This is a genomic window from Telmatospirillum siberiense (genome assembly GCF_002845745.1).
In the GTDB taxonomy this organism is placed as follows: Bacteria; Pseudomonadota; Alphaproteobacteria; order Rhodospirillales; family Magnetospirillaceae; genus Telmatospirillum; species Telmatospirillum siberiense.
On sequence record NZ_PIUM01000002.1, the window covers coordinates 1 to 21,459 of the forward strand.

The window sequence follows — 21,459 nt, forward strand, 5'->3', positions numbered from 1 at the left end:
AGATGTGTATAAGAGACAGTGCCGGTGGCGCGGAAGCGGCTGTCTTTGGATCCGACGCGACGGGGGGATTGACCGTAGGTTGTGATGGCGGTTCGGCCGCGTGACCGGATGGGGCGGGGGGGGATGACGGTCCGGCAATTGGCGGATCGGATGGATGACCCCCGAGTCCCGCAGGGGGAGTCGGCGAGAGGGGAGCTCCTCCGGCCGTTTGTTGAGGGGCGCCGATCACGTCCGGGGATGACGCCGGCGTAGGCGTTCCCGCCGCCGGCGTCGTTGGCGAAGTGCCCGGGGGGGGGCCTGACGTCACCGGCAGCGGCTGTGAAGCGACGGTACCGGGCGATTGGCTGGTTGTGGGGAGTGACGAGGCCAAGGCGGGGGGCGCGGCGGTTCCTTTGTCCTCCGCCACCGGGGGGGCCGTCTTTTCAGCCATTGGCAGGAGGGGGGCTTGTGGAAGTGGAGCCCCTCCCAGCGGAGGCAGGGGACTCAATGCCGGGGGCGGACCCGGAATCAATGTGCCCGATTGGCCATAGGCCTGCCGCGCCAGACTGGCTGTGGTGAAGGGGTTGTCCGGTACCAAAGGCTCGCCCGTGATGCCCGGTCCGGAAAAGATGGTGGCGGAATTCGCTCCGGCCGGAGGGGCGGCGGCGCCATTTTGAATATCGACGATTCGGACGGTAAAGGTGGCGCCGGCCGGCAGAGGCGCCGCCGTGTTCTTCTCGGCCTGGCCCGTTTGGTTGGATATGACGGTCGCGGTGACGCCTTTTGCCGGTGATGACGCGACGACATCGGTGGTGGGGGGCGTGCTTACGACAGGTGCTGATGTCGTGGCCGTGTCGGCCGGGGCCGCCGCCGCCGTCCCACCTAACGCGGCGGGCTGCCGGAAAGCGGTTTGTCCGGCAGGGGATATCGGTTGGCCGTTGACGGTGAGCAGGCGAAGCGGAACGGCGTCGCCGGCGTCGCCCACGCGCAGTTGAAGGGTCGTTCCGGCAGGCATCGCGACAGGGAGTTTGACCTCAAGGGCGCCGTCGGAATTTTGCAAGGTGACGGCCGTCTTGGCCGGCGCCGTCCCGGTGCCGGTCGATGTCAATTCGATGACCGAACCCGCGGCAAGGCGGGACAACAGGGCTGCGGGGTCGCTCAACACCGTAACTCCGCCTGCCGCCGGGGTGGGCGTCGCGATGGGCCCGGATGGCGGCAGGGACGGGGAAATGGTGCTCATCGGCCTCCTAGCAATTTGTCGACGATGGCTTCCACATCGGCGGCGGCTTCGCTATTGGGCGATCGGGTCAGCAGCGGGCTCTGGTTCCGGATGGCCTCCCTGACCTTGAGATCCCGGCGGATCACTCCGGCCAGAGGGGGGGAGGATTTGAGAAATCCTTCGCAGGCCTTGAGCAGGGTATTGTAAATGCGTTCGCCCTCGCGGGTCGAATTGGCCATATTGACGACGACGCGGATATCGGTGCCGGGGCGTTCCATCAATGTCACCTTGATGAAGGCATAGGCATCGGTCAGCGATGTCGGCTCGTCGGTGGTCACCACCAGGATGGTGCCGGCATTGTTGGACAAGGCCCGCACCGTCTTTTCGACACCGGCGCCCAGGTCGAGGACCACTCTATCATAGGCGCAGGCCAGAAGATTGAGGTCATCCCCAAGAAGTTGCAGGCGCGAAAGGGGGATGTTGGCCAAAGATCCCGATCCGGACCGGCCGGCGATGACGTCGAAACCGCCCTCGGGATAATTGACGGCAGCCTGATTCAACGTCAGGCGCCCGGTGACCACGCTGCCCAGATCGTATTTGGGCATCAACCCCAATTGAATGTCGACGTTGGCCAAGCCGAGATCGCCATCGAACAGCAACACGCGCTGATTGGCCCGGGCCAGCGCATGGGTCAGCGTGATGGAGAACCACGTCTTGCCGACGCCACCCTTGCCCGACGCCACGGCGAGCACATTGCGTCCCTTGGCCCGTTGAGTCGGCCGAGGCGCAAGAGTGGGGACTGGCGTTGCGGTCATAAAGTGGCCTCTGTCGTCGTTGGGGCTGACTTTGCGCTGATCTGAGAAACGTTGGGCAATAACATGCGCGCCATGGTAGGGGCGCTGATGGGGGTTACTCCATTCGCGACATGGGGTGTCGCACTTACATCGCAAAACATTAGTGGCGCGGAGTCTGCTGCCGCCATGATTGAGCCCAATCGGCGGGTGGTGTCAAGGCGCGTGGCTAAAAGTCGTGTCGCACCGACGGCGGCGAAGGCCTCGCCGACTTCGGAGGCCTCTACCGGATCGCTGCCGGCGGCCAGCACCAGGATAGGCTCGACATTGGCGGCCTCCACCAGGGCCGCCAGATATTCCATGTCGGTCTGCTTGAAGGGGTTGAGCCCAGGGCTGTCGATGAAGACGATATCATAGGCGCCGGCGCATTGCTCGACCGCGCGGCGCAACGATTCCGGACCGCGGGCCGGGATCAGGTCGATTTGCAAAATGCGCGTGAAGGCGGCGAGCTGTTCGGTGGCGCCGGCACGGACATTGTCGGCGGTGATGACGCCTACTCGCCGGTTTCTCAGGGCCGAGCGGGCGGTCAATTTGGCCACCACCATGGATTTCCCGTTGCCGGGTGGTCCGACCAGCATGAAAGGGCGGGGGGCGCCATGATCGGGCAGCGGCGCGAAAGCGAAACCCGCTTCCAGGGCGGCGGTGCAGGCCGCCAACGGATCTTCGATGCCGCTCATGCGCACCGCGTTGACCAGACGTTCGGTCAGACGTGCCGGCACGCCATGCTCGGTCAGGGCCTCGCGCACCACTTCGGCGGCCGGCGTGCTGTTGGCCTCGGCCAGCATTTCGTTGATGGCGTCTTCGACATCCGTCGGTTCCAGCGCGGCGGTGATGCGAATCCCCTTGCCGCCCGCCGCCCGCTGAGTCGAGACGATGATCGCGTCGTCTCCCAGTTCCTCACGGACCATGTGCATGGCTTCCGCCATGCTGGGTGCGGTATATGATTTGAGCCGCATCGCTTAGATTTGCCCCATGGTCTTGATTTTCGCCTTGGGGTGAATTTCCGACTGGGACATGACCACGGTGACGGGACGGAAGCGTTCGACGATCGAGCGGACGTAAGGCCGTACCGTCGGGCTGGTCAGCAGGACGGGGGTCTCGCCCTGCATGGCAAAACGCTCGAAGGTCTGGCGGGTCTTTGTGATGAAATCCTGAAGGCGGGACGGGGCCATCACCAATTGACGCTCCTCGCCGGTACCCTGCAACGATTCGATGAAGGCCTGTTCCCATTCGGGCGACAGCGTGACCAGCGGAATGAAACCCTGGGCGCTGGTGTTGGCGTCGCTGATCTGACGGGCGAGGCGGGTCCGGACGTGCTCGGTGATGATCATGACGTTGCGGCTGTGACTGCAGGCTTCGCTGACACCTTCCAGAACGGAGGCCAGATCGCGGATCGAAACCCGCTCCTGCAACAGATTTTGCAGAACCCGCTGGATGCCGCCCAGGGTGATCTGCGACGGCACCATGTCCGCCACCAGCTTCTGATTTTCCTTGTCCAGTTCGTCGAGCAGTTTTTGCGTCTCGGCGTAGGACAGCAGATCGGACATATGGTCCTTGATGACTTCGGTCAGATGGGTGGTGATGATGGTCGAGGGATCGACCACCGTGTAGCCGCGGAACAAGGCTTCCTCGCGGTTGGCGGGATCGATCCAGACGGCCGGCAGGCCGAATGTCGGTTCGCGGGTCTGCTCGCCGGCCAGCGTGATGTCTTCGCCGCGCGGGTCCATGACCATCAGCATGTTGGGGCGCAGATCGCCGTGTCCCGCCTCCACCTCCTTGATGAAGACCGTATAGTTGTTGGCCGGCAACTGCATATTGTCCTGGATGCGCACGCTGGGCATGACAAAGCCCATTTCGGAGGCCAGTGCGCGTCTCAGGGCCTTGATCTGATCGGTCAGTTTCTGACCGTGCGGATTGTTGATCATCGCCAACAGGCCGTAGCCCAGTTCGAGCCGGACCTGGTCGATCTTGAGCGCCGTCGCGATGGGATCCTCGGCGACCGGAGCCTTGAGCGGGGCCTTGAGCGCCTCCTCCTCGGCCTGGGCGACCCGGTTCCGCTCATTGCGGTCGAGGAAATAAGCCGCTCCGCCGGTAAGCAGCGCCAATCCGAGGAAGGGCGCCATCGGCATGTCGGGCAGAAGGGATATCGACATCAGCAGGAAGGCGCTCATGCCGAGCGCTTTGGGATAACTGGACAACTGGCCGAACAGGGCCTTGTCGGTCGCCTCCTGCAAGCCTGCCTTGGTGACCAGCATACCGGCGGCGGTGGAGACGATCAGGGCCGGAATCTGCGTGACCAGGCCGTCACCGACGGTCAGTTTCGTATAGAAGTCGGCCGCCTGGCTGAAGGCCAGATGCTGTTGCACCATGCCGATGATCATGCCGCCGATGACGTTGATCACCGTGATCATCAGACCGGCCACCGCGTCGCCGCGCACGAACTTCGAGGCGCCGTCCATGGCGCCGAAGAAGGAGCTTTCGCCTTCCAACTCCTTGCGTCGCGCCCGGGCGATGCCTTCATCGATCAGGCCCGACGACAGATCGGCGTCGATGGCCATCTGTTTGCCGGGCATGGCGTCCAGGTTGAAGCGGGCCGCCACTTCGGCGATACGGGTCGAGCCCTTGGTGATGACCACGAAATTGACGATCACCAGGATGGCGAAGACGATCACGCCGATGACGAAATTGCCGCCCATGACGAAGCCGGCGAAGGCCTGGATGACGTTGCCGGCGCCGGCCGTTCCTTCGTGGCCATGGGTGAGGATCAGACGGCTCGATGCCAGGTTGAGGGACAGCCTGAGCAACGTGGAGATCAGCAACACCGTCGGGAAGGAACTGAACTGCATCGGCTTTTCGATGAAGATCGCCGTCATCAGGATCATCACCGAGAAGGTCAGGGAAAAGGCCAGGGCGATGTCCAGAAGCCAAGCCGGCATCGGCAGGATCATCGCCACCAGCAGCAGGACGACGCCGAGGGCGAAGACGATGTCGCCGCGCTTGAGGGCGCGCATCACCTGATCCAGCGTCGCCTTCATGGCCGGATTGCCGAATCCGGCACCACCCACGCCGGACGTGGTGCCGGCGGTCGTGGCGACGGGAGCTGAGGCGGCTTCGGCGTTGTCGGCCACGGTTAGAGTTCCTTCCCCCAACTTACTGGATGATGCGGCGGACCGCGCCATGCCCAGAAGACTTCAAATGATGCAGTCGCCTCGCCTCTGGCGGGGTCGGGTATTGTCCGGCCCCTTGGATCCGACACCTGTAAACGTTCAGGCCGGAATCCTAGGCGGCCGAATGTTCCCCTTCGCCGGGCGAGGGAACGGGAATGCCCTCGTCGGCATACAGGCGAAGCTTGTTCCGCAATGTGCGAATGGAAATCCCCAGGATGTTCGCCGCATGCGTCCGGTTGCCCAGGCAATGCTGCAAAGTATCGATGATCAGATCTCGTTCGACGTCGGACACCGTCCGGCCGACCAGCTGTTTGGTGGCGCCGGTCGCGGCGGACGCGGCGGCGGCGGCGGTGGCGACGACGGTCGAAGCCGGATCGGCAACCGTCGGCGCTCCGGACAGCAGGATGGCCTCTGAGCCGATTTCGGTGCCGTTGGCCAGCAGCACGGCGCGATGCATGGTGTTTTCAAGCTCGCGGACGTTGCCCCGCCAGTGATGGGTGAGCAACATGCGTTTCGCCGTGTCGGACAGCGGCCTTGACGGCAGGCCGTTCGCCTCGGCGTATTTTTTCTGGAAATGGTTGGCCAGCATCTCGATGTCGAGCGGGCGTTCGCGCAAGGATGGCAGGCGCAGGTTGACGACGTTCAGCCGGAAGTACAGATCTTCGCGGAACGTGCCGCGGCGGACCTCATCTTCCATGCTGCGGTTCGAGGTGGCGATGATGCGCACATCGACTTTCACCGGCACATTGCCGCCGATCCGGTCGATTTCCTTTTCCTGAAGGGCGCGCAGCAGTTTCGCCTGGAGGCGAATATCCATCTCGCTGATTTCGTCGAGAAGCAGGGTGCCGCCGGTGGCTTCCTCGAATTTGCCCAGGCGTCGTGCCACGGCGCCGGTAAAGGCGCCCTTCTCATGGCCGAACAATTCGCTTTCGAGAAGGTTTTCGGGGATGGCGGCGCAGTTGATGGCGATGAACCGTTTGCCGGCGCGACGGCTTTTCTTGTGAACCAGGCGGGCGATCAGTTCCTTACCGGTTCCGGATTCGCCGGTCACCAGGATGGAGGCGTCACTGGGGGCAACCTGCTCGGCCATGCGGATCAATTGTCCCATCACCGGGTCGCGATAAACGATGGTGTGGCTTTCCTCGGTGACGGCGGCGATCACTGCGGCGATCAGATCAGCATCGGGAGGAAGCGGGATATATTCCTTGGCTCCGGCGCGAATGGCGCGGACGGCGGCGCTCGCATCGGTACCGATACCGCAGGCGATCACGGGAATGTTGATCCGTTCGCTGACCAGGCTGTCGACCAGCGCCTTGACGTCGAATTTGACGTCGATCATCACCAGATCGGCCCCCATTCCGCCGCGCAATACTTCGAGACCGCCGGTGACGGTGTCGACATGGGTTACCTTGGCTCCCCGTGCCATCGCCATCTGGCTGGCGGCGCCGACCTGTCCGTCCAAGCTACCGATGATCAGAAGCTGCATGCTGTCCTACTCCACCGATTCAACTGCGATCGGTCTTGATGATTTCCGTCATCGTCACCCCAAGTCGGTCCTCCACCACCACGACCTCTCCACGGGCAACCAGACGATTGTTGACGTAAATGTCTATGGCCTCGCCGACCTTGCGATCCAGTTCGACGACGGCGCCCCTGCCCAGTTTCAACAACTGGTTGACCTGCATCGTCGCCTTGCCGAGAACCGCGGAGACCTGCACCGGGATGTCATAGACGGCTTCCAGGTCGCGCGCCGAGCGCGGACCTTCCGGGATGTCGGCATCCATCATATCCGACTTCAGTTCGTTCAGTTCGAGATCCGACATCAAATTCTCCCCGTGGCCTCACTCCGATATCGCACTCTGTCGCCATGTCAGAGCGGGACCGTCATTCCGTCACCCGGTGCCCTTCGATTCGGCTGGACGGTGGACAATCGCCACCTCCAGCCGGGGCACACAACCATTCTTAATCCGCGATTGCAACCTCGCCGTCGGCATCCCCGGGATTCTCCTCGGCCACCGGATCGGGCAGGGGTTCCCCCATCGCCCGGGCAATAACCGAATCGATTTCTTCCCACAGGCGTGCCTGGTCCCGCTCGGCTCCCCCATCGCCCCATTCGACGCGGCAATCGCCGGGGGCGATGCGCGGATCGGCGGTGAAGATCAGCTTGCCCTCGAACCCCGTGGTCTCGGCGGCTTGCTCGGCCTGCTCGCGAATATTGTCCATGTGCTCGGGGTTGACGCGAATGGTGACACGGATGTCCTTCTCGATGTGGGAGAGGCATTCCCGAACCACGCCGGTAATTTCTTCCAGATCGTGCTCCCGCGACGTTTCGGGGAGAAGCTTGCGGATCACCGCCGTCGCCACCGCCACCGCGTCGCGCATGCGCTCTTCGTTGGCGGCCTCCTGAATGGCGGCCATGTCCTGCAATTGGGTGGCGATCGCCTCCATGGCCCAGGCGATCAGACGCTCGTTGTAACTTTCGGCCTCCTGGAGTCCGGCCTGGCGTCCCGCCTCCGTCGCCTGCTCGCGGGCCAGCGCCAGTTCCTCTTCCGAGAAGGTCGGAGGTGGCGGAGGCACATCCTCCAGGGCCTCGTCCGTCATGTCGGCGAATTCGTCCTCGACGACGATCTCCATCGGCCGCGGCGGCGGCGCGTCGAAATCAAGGTCGAAGAGGTATTTCTGAAGCTTCGCCATCAATACACCAACTCATCTTCTTCGCGGCCCTCGGAGATGACGATCTGGCCGCTGGCGGCGAGTTCCTTGGCCAGAACGACGATGGCGCTTTGCGCCTGATCGACATCGCGCAGGCGGACCGGCCCCATGGCGTCCATGTCTTCCCGCATCATCTTGCCGGCGCGTTCCGACATGTTCTTGAAGAACAGTTCCTTGATGGTGTCTGAGGCGCCTTTGAGGGCCATGCCCAGCTTGTCCTTCTCGACGCTTCGCAGCAGGGTCTGGATGCCGGCCATGTCGATGCGGACCAGATCCTCGAAGGTGAACATCAATTGCTTGATGCGCTCCGCCGATTCGCGGTTGCGTTCCTCGAGCGCGCTCATGAACCGGTTTTCGGCGTTGCGATCGAGGTTGTTGAAGATGTCGGCCATCAACTCGTGGGCGTCGCGGCGGGCCGTACGCGCCAAGTTGGACATGAATTCGGTCCGCAGCGTCTTCTCGACGCCGTCCAGGACCTCCTTCTGCACCGCCTCCATCCGCAGCATGCGCATGATCACTTCCATGGCGAAGTTTTCCGGCAACAGCGAGAGGACCCGCGCCGCATGGTCGGCCTTGATCTTGGCCAGTACGACGGCGACCGTCTGCGGATATTCGTTCTTCAGATAGTTGGCCAGCACCGTCTCGTTGACGTTGCCCAGCTTGTCCCACATGGTGCGTCCGGCGGGACCTCGGATTTCCTCCATGATCATGTCGACGCGGTCCTTGGACAGCGTCTTCATCAGCAGCCGTTCGGTACTCTCGTAGGAACCGACCAGCGATCCCGTCGAGGAGATCTGATCGGCGAATTCGACGAACAGGCGTTCCACCACGCCGGCATTGACCGTGCCGAGATTGGCCATGGTCTGGGAGATCTCCTTGATCTCCTCGTCGTCCATCATCGCGAAGATTCGCGATGATTGTTCTTCACCGAGGGACAGCATCAGAATGGCCGCCTTTTGGGGGCCGGTCAGGCTGCGATAGTCTTCTTTCATACGTGGTGCCATAGGGCTCGATCCCGACTTAAGGTCTTCCGCTTAACTCAGCAATGGTCAGGTATCCGAATACATCCAGCCCCGGATAATGCCCAGTGCTTCCTCGGGGTGTTTTTCCACGATTTCGCCGATCTTCCGGAGCGAGGAGGCCTTGACCCGGCCTTCGACCTTGTCGATATCGATCAACTCGTCGACGCTTTCCATCTCGTCGGTCAGCATGCCCGCGGCGGGAGCCGGCGGCATGGCGCCGGGACCGAGCAACGGCGGCCCGCCGCCTTCTGTCAGCAGGCGCCGGTCGCTCATGCCCTGCGCGGCCATGGATTCCACCGCACGGCTGACCAGGGGACGCAGAACCAGCAGCAGGAAAAGGATGGCGACCACGGACAGGCCGAGATTGGAGGCCACCTTCTCGATGAAGTCGCGATCGAAGCCGAACAGCTTGTTCTCCGAACCGTCGGGCTCGGGCTCGTCATGCCCGGCGAAAGGCATATTGGTGACCTCGACCTGGTCGCCGCGATTGGCATCATAGCCAATGGCGTTGCGCACCAGGCTGGCCATCTGGTCCATTTCCTTTTCACTGCGGGGTTGATAGGACAGCTTCTTCTGCCCTTCGGCTGGTGGCCCGTACCGCCCGTCGACCAGAACGGCGGCGGTGACCCGCTTCAGTGCGCCCAATTCCTTGACCTGATTCTTGACGGTCTTGGAAATTTCGTAATTCACCGTTTCCTGGGTGCGGTTCTGTTTGCTTTGGCTCTTCGCCCCGGCGTTGTTGGCGCCGGCATCGGGAAGGTTCTGCTGCACGCTGACCGAATTGCTTTCGGCGTCCTGCGTCTGCTCGCCTTCCTCGACGGTGACCTGGGAGCGCACCACCTTGCTGTCCGGATCATAGGTCTCCTGCGTCGTCGCGACGCGGTCGAGATCCAATTCGACGGAAACCTCGGCGCGCACGCGGTCGGGGCCGATGGACCGCTCCAACAGATCCTCGATCGTCCTTTGCAGACGCTGTTCGGTGTTCAGCTTCAATTCGTCGGCGGTTTCGGCCGCGGCTGTCCGGTCGTCGTCGGTGCCTCTGGCAAGCAGCGTGCCCTTGTCGTCGACGATGGAAATGCGCGATGGCTTGAGCTTCGGCACGGCCGCCGCCACCAAATGCTGGATGGCCTTGACCTGCGCCTTGGACAGGCGGGCATTGCCGTCCATCTTCAAGATGATCGAGGCCGAAGGTTCCTGCACTTCGCGGGTGAACATTTCACGTTTCGGCAGAACCAGATGGACCCGGGCCGACTTCACCCGCTCGATCGAATGAATGGTGCGGGCCAGTTCGCCTTCCATGGCACGCACGAGATTGAGGTTTTGCATGAAGCTGGTGGAACCCAGCATGTCGCCCTTGTCGAAAACCTCGTAGCCGGTCGATACCGAGCCGCCGCTCGGCAGTTGCTGCTCGGCCATCTTGACGCGGAGGTCGAGCTTGCGATCCCGGGGCACCCAAACTTCGGAGCCTTCCTTGCGCAATTCATAGGGAACTTTGTCGGCCTGCAGCTTGTTCACGATCATGTTGGCGTCTTGCAGGTCGAGCCCGCCATAGAGCATTTCCATGGGAGGCGACGACATGCGCGCCATGACGTAAATGAGGAAGGCCAAAACCGCGACGCCACCCCCCGCGATGGCGGTCAGGCGCATCGTGCCGAGATTTTTCAGAGATTGAAGGAATGCGTTCACGGCTGGGTTCCCCACGTCGCATGCGCGTGACATTGCGCAGCTTTTTCCATCAAGCCGACGCTATACCTTGAAAATGAATCACAGGTTAACGACCGGGCAAATCTTGCCGGGTCGGACCCGGAGGGGAACCGGGGCGGGACACATCGTGGGCCGGCCGAGAGGTCGGCGAGGATCGTTTGTTGACCTGCCGGGCGGGATGAACGCCCGGAAACTCAGTTATGCCGGCGAAAAGTCAGATCAACGGCTCGCCGGTATTATACGTTGATGTCGAGACCGCTGCCTTCGCCACCGGTCTGCTGCAAGGCGGCCAAGGCCTGGGCGGCGGCTCCCCCCTCTTCGTCGTCTTCCCCGGAATTATCGCCGGCGAGGCCGGCGTTGTTTCCATTCTGTCCGGTTTGCCCGTTCTGGGCCGCCTGACGCTGCTGTTCGTCGCGCAATTGGAAGCTCAGCGAGTTCGCGTCCGTGCTGAGGCCGGCATTGTTCAAGGACTGCTGCAGACTGCTGGCATCGTTTTTCAGCAGTTGCAGGGTTTCCGGGCGATCTGCGGTCACGGTCGCCTTCACTTGTCCGTTCTGCATCTCAAGCTTGACGTCGACCCGGCCGAGATCCGCCGGATGCAGTTGCAGGCTCAGGGTATCCGTGCCGTCTTTCAGGCTTTTGCTCAGTTGCACCTTGATCTGATCGGTCGGACTGGGTTGAACCGTCTGGCGAACCGGCTGGGAGGAGCTTACCGAGGAGGTTTCCTGCGCCTGGGTCAGGCTTTGGACGCCACCAGGGGCGGCGATGACGGCATCGGTCGCCAGATTGGCTTTTACTTCGACGGGGTTGGATGAGGAAGCCGCCGCGCCCGTCAAGGTCATCGCGGTCGCGATATCGGCCTTGCCCGCCGAAGACGACGCGTCGAGATGGAAGGCGTCCTGTTCTCCCGAAAGTCCGAAAGCCGAAGCCGATGATCCGCTTCCCTTGGTGTCGGCCTCCTGGTCGCCGGATGAGGTGGATGTCCCGGATTGTCCGCCCGACTGGGAGGTAATCGGTGAGACGCCCACGGTCAGGCCGTTCTGGCCCAAGGAAGATGTGTCGACCGAAGTCGCGGTCGCCGGTTCCGCGCTGGTGGCGGCGGCGGCAACGGCGGCATTGGACGCCAATTGACTGGTGTTTTGCTGGGGCACGCTTCCCGAGGTTGCCGTGCCGGAGCTTTTCACCGAAACCCGCGTCGAACCGGCGATTTGACCCAGCGAGGCGGCTTGTGTCGCGGTGGCGGAATCCGCGGTCTGCGACGATTGTGTCGCAGTCTGCGCGTCGGCATTCTGCCCGGCCTGAGGTTGTGCCGCGTCGGCGGATGGGCTCTGGGAGGCCGCCAAACCGGAGATCTGTCCGCTGGCGTCTTGTTGTCCGGTCGATGCCGATGCGGAAGGAGTGGTTGTCTGTCCGTCGGCGCCGGCCGTTTCCGGCGAGGCGGCCGAGGCCGGAGATTGGCCGAGCGGATTGCCGCCCGACAAAGGGTCCATCGCGTCGGAAGGTACGCTCGAGCCGGTTTCGGATCGGCTATCCGTTCCGTTCGGCGATGTCTCTGTCGTCTGGGCGGCGGGGGCGGACGCCTGAGCCGCCTGAGCCTCTTGAACCGCGTCGTTCGTTTGGGGTGGAACGCCGTTTCCGGCCGCTGCGGCCGTCGTGTCGGCCGTATTGTTGGCTTGGGTATCCGCTTTCCGGCTTTGTTTGCCGGCGCCGGCCGTCGAGGATTTTGCGGTTCCGGATGACGATGCGGGCGGGGCTGCGCGCGGGCGCGTCGGGAAACTCCCCTGGCTGTTGCCGATTTGCGCGGGGGTTGCGGACCCGCTCGAGGCCAGGGCCGAGCGTTGTTGAGCCAAGCCGGACGAGTTTGAGTCGGTCAGAGTGGACGTGCCGGTCCTCGTCAGGTCACGGGAAGACGGGGGCGACATCATGGCCGACGAGTCCAGCGACGCCGTCAATGCATCGGTGGAAGACGACTGCAGCGCGCTGAGCGAGGTGCTGGTCCCTCGGCGCGTCGAGGCCGTTTTCGCATGCTTCTCCGTGGCGTCGCCGCCGGAAGGTTGAGACCTGCCGATGGCGGCGGGGTCCTGGGATTGGTCTTGCCCCAGCGTGGAAACCGATTGCATGAGGAGATTGGCGAAGCCGTCGGAACTTCCGTCCGACAGGCGATTGACGGTCAGGGGCGTTGCAGAGGTGCGGTTGGATTGTACTGCAATGGCCTCTAGCGCCATAATTTCTGCTTCCTGCTGCGGGTCAATGGACTGGAGTATGTGAAGCAATTCCCGGGCCAACTGGAGCGTTGCCAAGAGGTGCGCTTTTTCGCCAATTCAGCCATCCGGAAGGATTTGCCGAAGTGAGCATTATTTGCCGGGCGGTCAAAGTTTCCTCTTGGGAAAAGGCAATGTCTGCTCCCCCGATTTCGCCGGTCCCTCTGGTCAATGGACCGGCGCGTCCAGGCTTCCGAACAATTGAGCCATGGTAGAGACGATGCGCGACGAATCGTGGAATGCCTGTTGATAGGCCGTCAGCGTCGAGACCGTATCGTTCATGTTCATGCCGCCGACTCGCGAATGTTGCAGTTTCAGTCCGTCGAGCAGCGTGCGCTGGAAATCGATCTGTCCGCGTGAGACGGTTGCCTGAGCCTTCACCGTGGCGATGATCGTTTCAGCGTAGTTGGTCAGGGTATGGCTGCCGCGCGGCATGTTGCCCGCCGCGCCGAGATTGACCTGTCCGCGCAGCAGATTGGCGATTCGGGTGATGAATGCCGGGTCGTCGAGGATCGAGGCATCGGTGAGGATGTCCGCGCTCAAGCTCAAAGACTGGGCCGTTCCCGGAATGGCCGTCGTGGTGAAAACCCCGGTCGGAGCCTTGCCGTCGAAGGCGTCGAAGGGGGTCGCGGCCAAGACGTCGTTCAGGCCAAGGAAATTGGTGAATCCCGGGATCGCTTGCGTCGCCGGCGGATTGAGCCCCAGGCTGTCGCGCACATTCAATTGCAATGCCAGCGTGTCGCCGCCTCCCTGTCCTTTCCATTCTCCCTGAAAGGCGAGGGGGAGGCCGGTGTCGGAAGCGATTTCCAGGAAGGAGTAGTCGCCGATCTCTTCCACCGAGGCCCTGATGCCGCATGCGGCGAATGGCTCCGTGGGGGCATTGATCGTCTCGGCGATGGTTTGCAGATCGCTGCCTGCCTTGACGTCGAGCCGGCCAACGGCCTTTCCGTCGAGATTGACGGCCAAGGTACCGCCAGCGGCGGAAAAGGCTTCAGCGGGACTGCTGCGGAACGAGTCCGGCGCGCCATCCATCCGCATTTTCTGGCCCATGGGGGCGGCGATCTTCAGGGCGACCTGATTTCCGGCATGGATGACCGTCGCCTTGATGTCTTTTTTCTTGGCGGCCCCGTTGATCTGCGACGTGAGGGTGGCAAGCGTCCAGTCGGGTCTCAGGATGAGTTGCGCGATCAACTCGCTTTCCTGATTGCGAAACACCAACGGTCCATCCAGGCCCAGCGGAGTCGTCGCGTCGGGCCGGGGAGAGCTGAGGAAGCTCGATCCTTGCGAATCGGGCTGATAATTGACCACAACGTCGTCTTGCGCTTGGTCGGGGGCCGGCCGAAGCCCCAGGCCGGCGACGACATTCGTTCCGCCCATGTCGGGTTCGATGCTGATGTCGCTGCCGATGGTGGTGGCGACGTGGAGGGCTACGCCGCTTTCGGTTTCGATCACGCTCGCATCCAGCCCTTCCAAACTCTTGAGCTTGCCGGCGATGGCGGTGAGGCTGTCGCCTGGAACGATGGGCTGGGGAGGATTGGCGCGGTCCGTGGAAATGAGGTTGCCGGCGCTGTCGGTGAAGGCGATCGTTCCGGAAAGGCCGAGCGGCTTATTGGCGTCGGCGACGCTGGACGAACGATAGGCGAGGCTCCGCTGGTCTTGAAATGTTAGCCCGGTGACGGAGCCCTGGGGTAGATGGAAGACGATCTGCCCATCCTCGTTGAGGCTGGTGTAAGGCTCGCTCCGGGTCCCGAGACGCTGAACGAACCAGCGATTCAAAGCCATTGCGGCCTGGGGGGCGGTCCATGGGCGGTTGCCGGGCAGTCCGTTGGAGCGCAGATACTGCTTCATCAGCAGGGACAGGCCGACGCTGGCGGCCGGCTTTCCCTCGGCTGTCGAAAGGCTGAGGATGACATCGCCCCCCAACAGGGTGAATTTCTGTATCGTGGGATCGGTGAAGCGTCTGCTGCCGCGGCGGGTGGACGTCAACCCCTTGCGGGCCAATGCCCGGTTGCTGATCTGATTGATATGCGACTGTAGTGTTTGCGCCAAAGTGTCCAATTGGCTCTGCACGTTGGGCAGGGTGGCGTCTCTGGTTTTCAAGAGGGTGTGGAGCGTGCCGGCCGTCACATGGCCGCTGATGTCGATCCCATTGGCCGTGATTCCGCTCAATCCGCCGTTGGACAGCGTCATCGACGGTTCGATCTTCGCGGTGGCCTTGTGCTCAAGGGGGGTTACCGAGCCGTTGATCAGAGGGGTGCCGCCCTTGGTGTAGAGCGAGACGGTGCCGTCGTCACGGTTGAAAGAGGCAAAATCGAAGGTGCCGGACAGAGTGTCGAGCACCGCGTCCCGTTCCGTTCCGATGGCGCTGCTCGACTGCCCGACCGCCGCGTTGAAGGCGATCTTATTGTTGAGATCGGCAATTTGCCGCAAGATCGCATTCGCTTTCCCGACGGTAATGCCGATATCGCTATCGGCCTGGCTTCTCAGGGCCTGGATCTGCGTCGTCGTGGTTTTCAGCTTATCGGTGAAGGTCGCCGCCGCCCGCATCACGGCTTTCGAGGAAGCCCCCTGCTGGTCGGCCATGTCCGCAAAGGCGTCTGTCAGATCGCGCATCGAATGAGCGATGGAGGCGGGATCCTCAGGCGCACCCAGAAGCTTCTGGAGCGTTTCGCTGATCTTGTCGTCGGCCAACAGCGTATGCAACGTTCCGATGGCATCCCGGATGCTGGCTTTCAGGCCCTCTTCGACGCTGCTCTGGATGGCTTCGAGGGGGAACAGGGCACCCAGAATCCAGGATTCGTCGGGGCGCTCGGTTTTGGTCTTTTTCGTTTTCGGCGCGGCCGCCGCGGCCATCGCGGCGCCCGCCGCATAGGCGGCCCCGCCGTTGGACGCGGCCTGTTGCTGCGCCCAAGTCAGGCCATTGGTTACCGCGCCTGTTTCCCCCGTGGCCGCCATGCTCGCACGTCCCCCGTGATCCGTTTACGTCCGGTCCGCATCCGGCGGCGGGGCCGCCGGATGCGGGTATTTCCGATCGATGCCCGCTCAGATGGTGTTGTTGTAAGCGAGCGAGACGCCGTTTCGAATGTAGCCGTCGCACATCATTCCAGCCTTGGAATAGGAGACGTCCTGACGGCGCATCCTGCGGGCGGCGGTATTGATGACTTCGAAGAGCTGTTCGATCGCCTTCATGTTGGCTTTGAGCAGCGTGGTGTTTTCCTTGGCCCGCTCCTCAAGTCTGCGGACCATGGCGGTCACCAGGCTCCGTTGCTCAGGCGTGATGCCGCGCTTGTTTTGAGGTTCGGCCAGCAGAGCGCGCAGTCGCTCCTGGTAAAGCCGGGTGGCGGCCATCTTCCGATCGAGCAGGGCTTCGACGGCTTTCGAATCGCCGGCTTTGAGCGCCTCGTTCTCCTCGATCAAAAGGTCGTCATAGACTTGGATAGCCTCGACCATCGGTCCCAAGCTGCCGGGTAGCGTCCTGGGGTCGATTTTGGGCATGGCTTTCGCGGTGCCGGCGGCGGCTTTCGTCGCGGCTGGTCCGGCTGGTCCGGTGGCGGCCGGCTGCCCAGGACGTCCGGCGACGGCGGGCGGCTTCCCGGGATGGCTCGCGGCCATGGGCGGCCGCGTGGGCTTGTTTCCCACGGCGGGGGGCGCTGGCGGCGGCGCCAACGGAGCGCGCGCTCCAGGTGCCGCTTTCGGTGGCGGTTTGTGCAGGTTGGAACGCGGCGGCGGAGCGCTCATTGTGTCTTCTCCTGTTGCTTGATCAGCGTGCGCATGACGGCGTCGGCGATGCCGATACCGCCCTTCTGCGCCATTAACTTTCCGTATTCGTCGAGCAGCATCGGCTTGAACATGTCCTCGCCCGCACCGCCGCCGAACAGCGTATTTTTGCCGACACCCTCGAACATGTGGCCAAGCATCTGCGACAGAAAGACCGACTCGAAGCTCTGCGCGGCCTTCTTGGCGGCGACCATGTCGATGGGGGCGTGCGAGGATGAGCCTGTCGTCGCTCCGCTTTGATCGCTCACTTCCTGGGCCGCAAGGGCCTGGGCGTTCATCGCTCGCGTGGCGAGAGCCTGGCTGGCCATGCCCTGGGTCGGATCGGTTAGCATCACATCACCTCGATGGTGGCTTGCATGGCGCCGGCCGCCTTGATCGCCTGAAGAATATTGATGAGATCCGTCGGGGCGATGCCGAGAGAGTTCAGTCCGTCGACCAGTTCCTGAAGCGTCACCCCGCCACGGACCACGGCCAATTTCTTGTCGGCGCCTTCATCGACCTGGATGTCGGTTCGGTTGACGGTGGTGGTCGATCCGGTGGAGGAGAAGGGCGAAGGCTGGGAGACCTGCGGTGTCTCGGTAATGCGGATGGTGAGGCTGCCCTGCGCGATGGCGACCGTGCTGACGCGGACATTCTCGCCCATGACGATGGTGCCGGTTCGGTTGTCGATGACCACGCGGGCGATCTGGTCGGGCTGCACCTGCAATTGCTCGATGTCGGTCAGCAGCGCCACGGTGTTGCCGAGATAGCGGGGTGGCACGGCGAGACGGACGGTGGCGGGATCCGTGGGGCGGGCCGTGTCGGAACCCAGATAGGCATTGACGGCCTGGGCGATGCGGCGCGCCGTGGTGAAGTCCGGGTTGCGCAAGGAGATCTGGACCGATTCCATGCGGCTCATGTCGACGCCGACCTCGCGCTCGATGACCGCCCCGTTGGCGACCCGGCCGGATGTCGTCACATTCTTTGTGACCGACGCGGCGGCGCCCGAGGCGATGTATCCGGCGGTGATCTGGCCCTGGCCGACGGCATAGACCTCGCCGTCGGCGCCAACCAGGGGCGTGACCAGCAACGTGCCGCCGTAAAGGCTGGTGGCGTCGCCCAGCGCGCTGACCGTCACATCGATGCGTGTCCCCTGCCGGGCATAGGACGCCAGTGTCGCCGTAACGACCACCGCGGCGACGTCCTTCGCCTTCAAGCCGGTGTTCGACCCGGCCACCAGGCCGGAGCTGCGGGCGTTGACACCCAACCGCTCCAACATGCCGATCAAGGATTGCTTGGTGAATTCCGAGTTGTCGAGGCCGTCGCCAGTGCCTTGAAGGCCGACGACAAGGCCGTAACCGATGAGGATGTTGTCGCGCACCCCCTCGAAGGTCGCGATGTCCTTGATCCGCGAACTGGCCTGGGCCGGCACGCCGGCAAACAACATGGCCAGCGCGCAGAAGCCGGCGACGAGGTTTTTCAGGACAGAAAACGGTCGGGTGTTACCCCTGTTCATGGCGATCTTCTCCGGTACATCGCTTCAAGGACCTGCGGGTCCCTTGGTGAAGGACAATCAGCGCTGACCTTCATGCGAATCCCGTGCCATGAAGGGAGGGTCAGGAAAACCGCCATTTTTCGACAGGAAAGAGGCGGCGTCGGCAACTTCTGTCCGGCTATGGCGGCAATTTCTGCCCGAGGTGTTTTCCCATCGGGTCCGCTCCGTCCCGGTTTGGCTGAAAATGGAAGGTTATGAACAAGAACCGGATACAAGGCCCGGGGGTGCGGCCTCAACATCGGCGGTCTTTCGAAAGGTGCGGATAAGATGAAACAAAAATGCCTGATGTCTCGAATTCTTATCCTTCGCCGATCAAAGGGCTTTGTTTTTTTTCATCCCTGGGGTGATGTGTTGCGGGGGTGACGGCCCCTTGCCGGATTTCCCTGTTTTCAACGGGACTCCCCACAGTGTACACTCGCCCCTGAAATTCCAGTCTTTGCAGGCGAAGTATGAAAGTTTCCGGCGTCGGAGCGACCGCAGGGTCGGGACAATCCAGAAAGACGGCCAAGACCGACAAGACGTCGACGGGTGCCTTTGCGGAGAAATTGGCCGAGACATTCGACGCGGTCGAAGAGAATCTGGGTGTCGACGCGCCTTCCGCCGTCGGCGGCATCGACGCTTTGCTGGCCGCTCAGGGGGTGGGGGATGCCACCGACGGCGAAGAGCGTCGCCGAATGGTGAGATATGGCGAGGATCTTCTCGAGAAACTCGAGGAGATTCGGCATGGCCTGCTGCTGGGCGCCATCCCCAAGGAAAAGCTGATCGCCTTGGCCCAGATGGTGCGCACCCGCCGGGGGAACGTCGCCGATCCCAGGCTCTCCTCCCTGCTCGACGAGATCGAGTTGCGGGCGGAGGTCGAGCTTGCGAAACTCTCCGTCCGTGGGGCGTAATCGCCCATCCGGTCCGCCTCTCCAATCCGGCGAAATCCATCCCAACCAATCCGTCTTGCATTCCTTTCTTGCGGGGATCGGCCTCGGTCCTTATATTCCGCGGCGGAATTCGCACTCGAACGTGGGGAATGCATGACAGTTACGCTTCCGCCGGATTACCGTCCTCGTGACGACGAACCGTTCATGAACGAATACCAGACGGAGTATTTTCGCCAGAAGTTACTGCGCTGGCGCGGAGAGTTGTTGCGGGAATCCGATGAAACGCTCCAGCATTTGCAGGAGGGTGGGGCTCAGGAGGCGGATATCGCCGATCGCGCTCAGACCGAAACGGATCGTTCGCTGGAACTCCGGACCCGTGACCGGGCCCGCAAGCTGATCGCCAAGATCGATGCGGCCCTGATGCGGATCGAAGATGGAACCTACGGCTTTTGCGAGGAAACGCAGGAGCCGATCGGAATCCGCCGTTTGGATGCTCGACCCATCGCCACCTTGTCCATCGAGGCGCAGGAGCGCCACGAGCGGTTGGAACGAACCCACCGCGACGAGTAAGCCGCACGCGCGAAAAGGCCTGAAAAGCGGCACCGGCGTTTCGCTGGTGCCGCCGCCTCGCGGAAATGCGGAGCCCGATCAGGCCTGGGAGTTCAGGTCGTCGGCGACGCGGGTTATGACTTCTCGCCAATCCCCAGGACGGTTTTGCCGATAAAGTCGCATCGACGGATACCAGGCCGTGCGGTCCGGACCCGGCAACCAACGCCAATCGGGTGAGGCATGCAGCAATGTCCAGACCGGGCGCCCCATGGCGCCGGCGAGATGGGCTGCGGCGGTATCCACGCTGATCAGGAGATCCAGGCCGGTAAGGATTGCAGCCAGATCATCGAAGTCGGCAATTCCCCCTCCGAGATCGGTGACGCTTTGACCTCCGTCCGTTCGCCGGATGGTGTCGCCTCCCTCCCTTTGCAGGCTGTAAAGAGCCACGCCGGGGACGAGCGTCAGTCCGGACAGAAGGTTGGGCGGGATTGCCCGCTTCGGGTCCAGCCCGGCGGCGTTCCCCGCCCAGATTAGACCCACTTTGAGCTTGTCGTCGTCCCGCGAAAGGGCTTTTCGCCACCTCGCTTCGCGGTCCGGCACGGCGTGGAGATAAGGATCCCCTGGTGCCGCCGCCAGGACGTCCGAGTCGACGCCGAATGCGAAGGGCAAGCTGGGGATGGGGATTTCAAAGTCGAAATCGGGAAGCGGAGAGCCCCATTCGATCACATCGGCCACGCCCGGCATCCGTTTGATCAGGCCCGCCAAAGGGGCGCGGCATTCGACGATCAGTCGTCCGCCGCGTCGCGCCGCTTCCGGCAGATAGCGGCAGAACTGGATGACATCGCCGTAACCCTGTTCGGCGTGCGCCAGCAAAGTCCGGCCTTCGAAGGGTTTTCCGTCCCAGCGCGGTTGGGAGAAGCTCCTGGGCGGAGAGAGGGGGCGCCATTCCCATTCGGCGAAGCCCTCCGCCAGATGGCCGGCGGCCAGCAGGGCGTGAGCGTGATTGGCATGATGTCCGGCGACATGGGGGGCCGCCGCGACGGCTCTCCGGTGGGCCTGGACGGCTTCGGCGGCCAGTTGAAGGTTTTGAAGGCTGATGCCGAGGTTGTTGTGGATTTCGGCGAAGGCCGGCTGCAGCACCAGCGCGTGGCGAAACGCCGCGGCCGCGGCTTGGTGACGGTCGGCCTGGGAGAAGGTGACGCCCAATTGGAACCACGCCTGGACGTCGTCAGGATGGATCATGACGCCCTGCAGGTTGGTCGCGATGACCAAGGCCAGCATCGCGCGGTCAGGCTGCCCCAATGCTTGGTAAGCGCTGCCCAGATGCATATGGGGTTCCGGCGAGGAAGGCGCGGCATCGGCGGCGCGTTCCAGGAAAACAGTGCCTTCTTCGGCCGATCCCCGGCGCACCAAGAGCCGACCCAAATGAAGATTTGCTTCGGGATGCGTCGGGTTTTCCTTGAGCAGGCCACGATAAAAGAGTTCCGCGCCCGTCCAATCGCCGGCTTTTTCGTTTTCAATGGCCTGGGCCAAGAGGAGATCGGAGTAGTCCATAGGCATGTTGATCTGCGGTCTCCAATCTCGATGAACGGTTCAGGTGCATCTGGAGTAAACGGTTGGCGGGATTCAGTGATTCATGATCCAAGCCGTTTGGCAAGTCCCGCTGAATCGGATCACGCGACTACATCCAGCTGACAAACCGCATGTTTGTGATATGGCCCTGGTCTTGTCTGGCTCGAAAGTGGCAGGCGTGTTATCCATGGGGTAATACCAAGTCTCGCTGAGTGCGGTTCATCGAGACTTGGCTGGCCTATT

Annotated in this window: 16 protein-coding genes and 1 pseudogene; 2 read left to right on the plus strand and 15 right to left on the minus strand. The window is 62.9% G+C overall.

The features are described 5' to 3' along the window. The 14 genes and pseudogenes from CWS72_RS27320 to CWS72_RS02150 form a co-directional block, all read right to left on the minus strand. Positions 1-1,219: pseudogene (locus CWS72_RS27320) on the minus strand (hypothetical protein); the annotation flags it as partial. Beyond that, positions 1,216-2,013, minus strand: coding sequence for a MinD/ParA family protein (locus CWS72_RS02090; protein ID WP_101248917.1), 798 nt, complete (start codon positions 2,011-2,013; stop codon positions 1,216-1,218). The pseudogene CWS72_RS27320 and the gene CWS72_RS02090, both read right to left, overlap by 4 nt. After that, a complete protein-coding gene (locus CWS72_RS02095; RefSeq protein ID WP_101248918.1) occupies positions 2,010-3,005 on the minus strand; it encodes a flagellar biosynthesis protein FlhF in 996 nt (331 codons plus the stop codon). The genes CWS72_RS02090 and CWS72_RS02095 overlap by 4 nt, the downstream gene beginning before the upstream one ends. Positions 3,006-3,008: 3 nt before the next feature. Further along, on the minus strand, positions 3,009-5,060 hold the full coding sequence (flhA, locus tag CWS72_RS02100) for a flagellar biosynthesis protein FlhA (protein ID WP_241911553.1): 2,052 nt from the start codon (positions 5,058-5,060) through the stop codon (positions 3,009-3,011). A gap of 268 nt (positions 5,061-5,328) precedes the next feature. Then, complete coding sequence (gene flbD, locus CWS72_RS02105; protein ID WP_101248919.1) at positions 5,329-6,702, minus strand: sigma-54-dependent transcriptional regulator FlbD; 1,374 nt, start codon at positions 6,700-6,702, stop codon at positions 5,329-5,331. Between the two features lie 19 nt (positions 6,703-6,721). Continuing rightward, positions 6,722-7,039: a flagellar motor switch protein FliN gene (fliN, locus tag CWS72_RS02110; protein ID WP_101248920.1), complete on the minus strand. Its 318-nt coding sequence runs from the start codon at positions 7,037-7,039 to the stop codon at positions 6,722-6,724. 139 nt (positions 7,040-7,178) lie between these two features. Continuing rightward, positions 7,179-7,910 carry a FliH/SctL family protein gene (locus CWS72_RS02115; RefSeq protein ID WP_101248921.1) on the minus strand — a complete coding sequence of 244 codons (732 nt, stop codon included), beginning with the start codon at positions 7,908-7,910 and terminating at the stop codon, positions 7,179-7,181. After that, positions 7,910-8,932, minus strand: coding sequence for a flagellar motor switch protein FliG (fliG, locus tag CWS72_RS02120; RefSeq protein WP_101248922.1), 1,023 nt, complete (start codon positions 8,930-8,932; stop codon positions 7,910-7,912). Before fliG ends, CWS72_RS02115 begins: the two co-directional genes overlap by 1 nt. Positions 8,933-8,977: 45 nt before the next feature. Then, the gene (gene fliF, locus CWS72_RS02125; RefSeq protein ID WP_241911535.1) at positions 8,978-10,636 is read right to left on the minus strand and encodes a flagellar basal-body MS-ring/collar protein FliF; all 1,659 of its coding nucleotides are present in this window, start codon (positions 10,634-10,636) and stop codon (positions 8,978-8,980) included. 254 nt (positions 10,637-10,890) lie between these two features. Beyond that, positions 10,891-12,879, minus strand: coding sequence for a flagellar hook-length control protein FliK (locus tag CWS72_RS02130; RefSeq protein WP_101248924.1), 1,989 nt, complete (start codon positions 12,877-12,879; stop codon positions 10,891-10,893). Positions 12,880-13,083: 204 nt separating this feature from the next. Then, a complete protein-coding gene (locus CWS72_RS02135; RefSeq protein ID WP_101248925.1) occupies positions 13,084-15,870 on the minus strand; it encodes a FlgK family flagellar hook-associated protein in 2,787 nt (928 codons plus the stop codon). An 87-nt stretch (positions 15,871-15,957) separates the two neighbouring features. Further along, positions 15,958-16,653 carry a flagellar protein FlgN gene (locus CWS72_RS02140; protein WP_146002594.1) on the minus strand — a complete coding sequence of 232 codons (696 nt, stop codon included), beginning with the start codon at positions 16,651-16,653 and terminating at the stop codon, positions 15,958-15,960. Beyond that, positions 16,650-17,024, minus strand: coding sequence for a rod-binding protein (locus tag CWS72_RS02145; RefSeq protein ID WP_101248927.1), 375 nt, complete (start codon positions 17,022-17,024; stop codon positions 16,650-16,652). The genes CWS72_RS02140 and CWS72_RS02145 overlap by 4 nt, the downstream gene beginning before the upstream one ends. Beyond that, complete coding sequence (locus tag CWS72_RS02150; RefSeq protein WP_101248928.1) at positions 17,024-18,187, minus strand: flagellar basal body P-ring protein FlgI; 1,164 nt, start codon at positions 18,185-18,187, stop codon at positions 17,024-17,026. Before CWS72_RS02150 ends, CWS72_RS02145 begins: the two co-directional genes overlap by 1 nt. 488 nt (positions 18,188-18,675) lie before the next feature. On the opposite strand from CWS72_RS02150, the gene CWS72_RS02155 reads away from it, so the two are divergent. Both CWS72_RS02155 and dksA read left to right on the plus strand, forming a co-directional pair. Beyond that, on the plus strand, positions 18,676-19,116 hold the full coding sequence (locus tag CWS72_RS02155; RefSeq protein WP_101248929.1) for a flagellar assembly protein FliX: 441 nt from the start codon (positions 18,676-18,678) through the stop codon (positions 19,114-19,116). Between the two features lie 132 nt (positions 19,117-19,248). After that, positions 19,249-19,665 carry an RNA polymerase-binding protein DksA gene (gene dksA / locus CWS72_RS02160; protein ID WP_101248930.1) on the plus strand — a complete coding sequence of 139 codons (417 nt, stop codon included), beginning with the start codon at positions 19,249-19,251 and terminating at the stop codon, positions 19,663-19,665. A 78-nt stretch (positions 19,666-19,743) separates the two neighbouring features. On the opposite strand, the gene CWS72_RS02165 is transcribed toward dksA, so the two are convergent. Then, the gene (locus CWS72_RS02165) at positions 19,744-21,204 is read right to left on the minus strand and encodes a tetratricopeptide repeat protein (protein WP_101248931.1); all 1,461 of its coding nucleotides are present in this window, start codon (positions 21,202-21,204) and stop codon (positions 19,744-19,746) included. Positions 21,205-21,459: the final 255 nt, after the last annotated feature.

Bases quoted from the DNA above. Each gene is read 5' to 3' on its own strand.
- CWS72_RS02090 (WP_101248917.1), bottom strand. From the start codon at position 2,013: ATGACCGCAACGCCAGTCCCCACTCTTGCGCCTCGGCCGACTCAACGG.
- CWS72_RS02095 (WP_101248918.1), bottom strand. From the start codon at position 3,005: ATGCGGCTCAAATCATATACCGCACCCAGCATGGCGGAAGCCATGCAC.
- flhA (WP_241911553.1), bottom strand. From the start codon at position 5,060: ATGCGCGCCCTCAAGCGCGGCGACATCGTCTTCGCCCTCGGCGTCGTC.
- flbD (WP_101248919.1), bottom strand. From the start codon at position 6,702: ATGCAGCTTCTGATCATCGGTAGCTTGGACGGACAGGTCGGCGCCGCC.
- fliN (WP_101248920.1), bottom strand. From the start codon at position 7,039: ATGTCGGATCTCGAACTGAACGAACTGAAGTCGGATATGATGGATGCC.
- CWS72_RS02115 (WP_101248921.1), bottom strand. From the start codon at position 7,910: ATGGCGAAGCTTCAGAAATACCTCTTCGACCTTGATTTCGACGCGCCG.
- fliG (WP_101248922.1), bottom strand. From the start codon at position 8,932: ATGGCACCACGTATGAAAGAAGACTATCGCAGCCTGACCGGCCCCCAA.
- CWS72_RS02130 (WP_101248924.1), bottom strand. From the start codon at position 12,879: ATGGCGCTAGAGGCCATTGCAGTACAATCCAACCGCACCTCTGCAACG.
- CWS72_RS02135 (WP_101248925.1), bottom strand. From the start codon at position 15,870: ATGGCGGCCACGGGGGAAACAGGCGCGGTAACCAATGGCCTGACTTGG.
- CWS72_RS02140 (WP_146002594.1), bottom strand. From the start codon at position 16,653: ATGAGCGCTCCGCCGCCGCGTTCCAACCTGCACAAACCGCCACCGAAA.
- CWS72_RS02145 (WP_101248927.1), bottom strand. From the start codon at position 17,024: ATGCTAACCGATCCGACCCAGGGCATGGCCAGCCAGGCTCTCGCCACG.
- CWS72_RS02150 (WP_101248928.1), bottom strand. From the start codon at position 18,187: ATGAACAGGGGTAACACCCGACCGTTTTCTGTCCTGAAAAACCTCGTC.
- CWS72_RS02155 (WP_101248929.1), top strand. From the start codon at position 18,676: ATGAAAGTTTCCGGCGTCGGAGCGACCGCAGGGTCGGGACAATCCAGA.
- dksA (WP_101248930.1), top strand. From the start codon at position 19,249: ATGACAGTTACGCTTCCGCCGGATTACCGTCCTCGTGACGACGAACCG.
- CWS72_RS02165 (WP_101248931.1), bottom strand. From the start codon at position 21,204: ATGCCTATGGACTACTCCGATCTCCTCTTGGCCCAGGCCATTGAAAAC.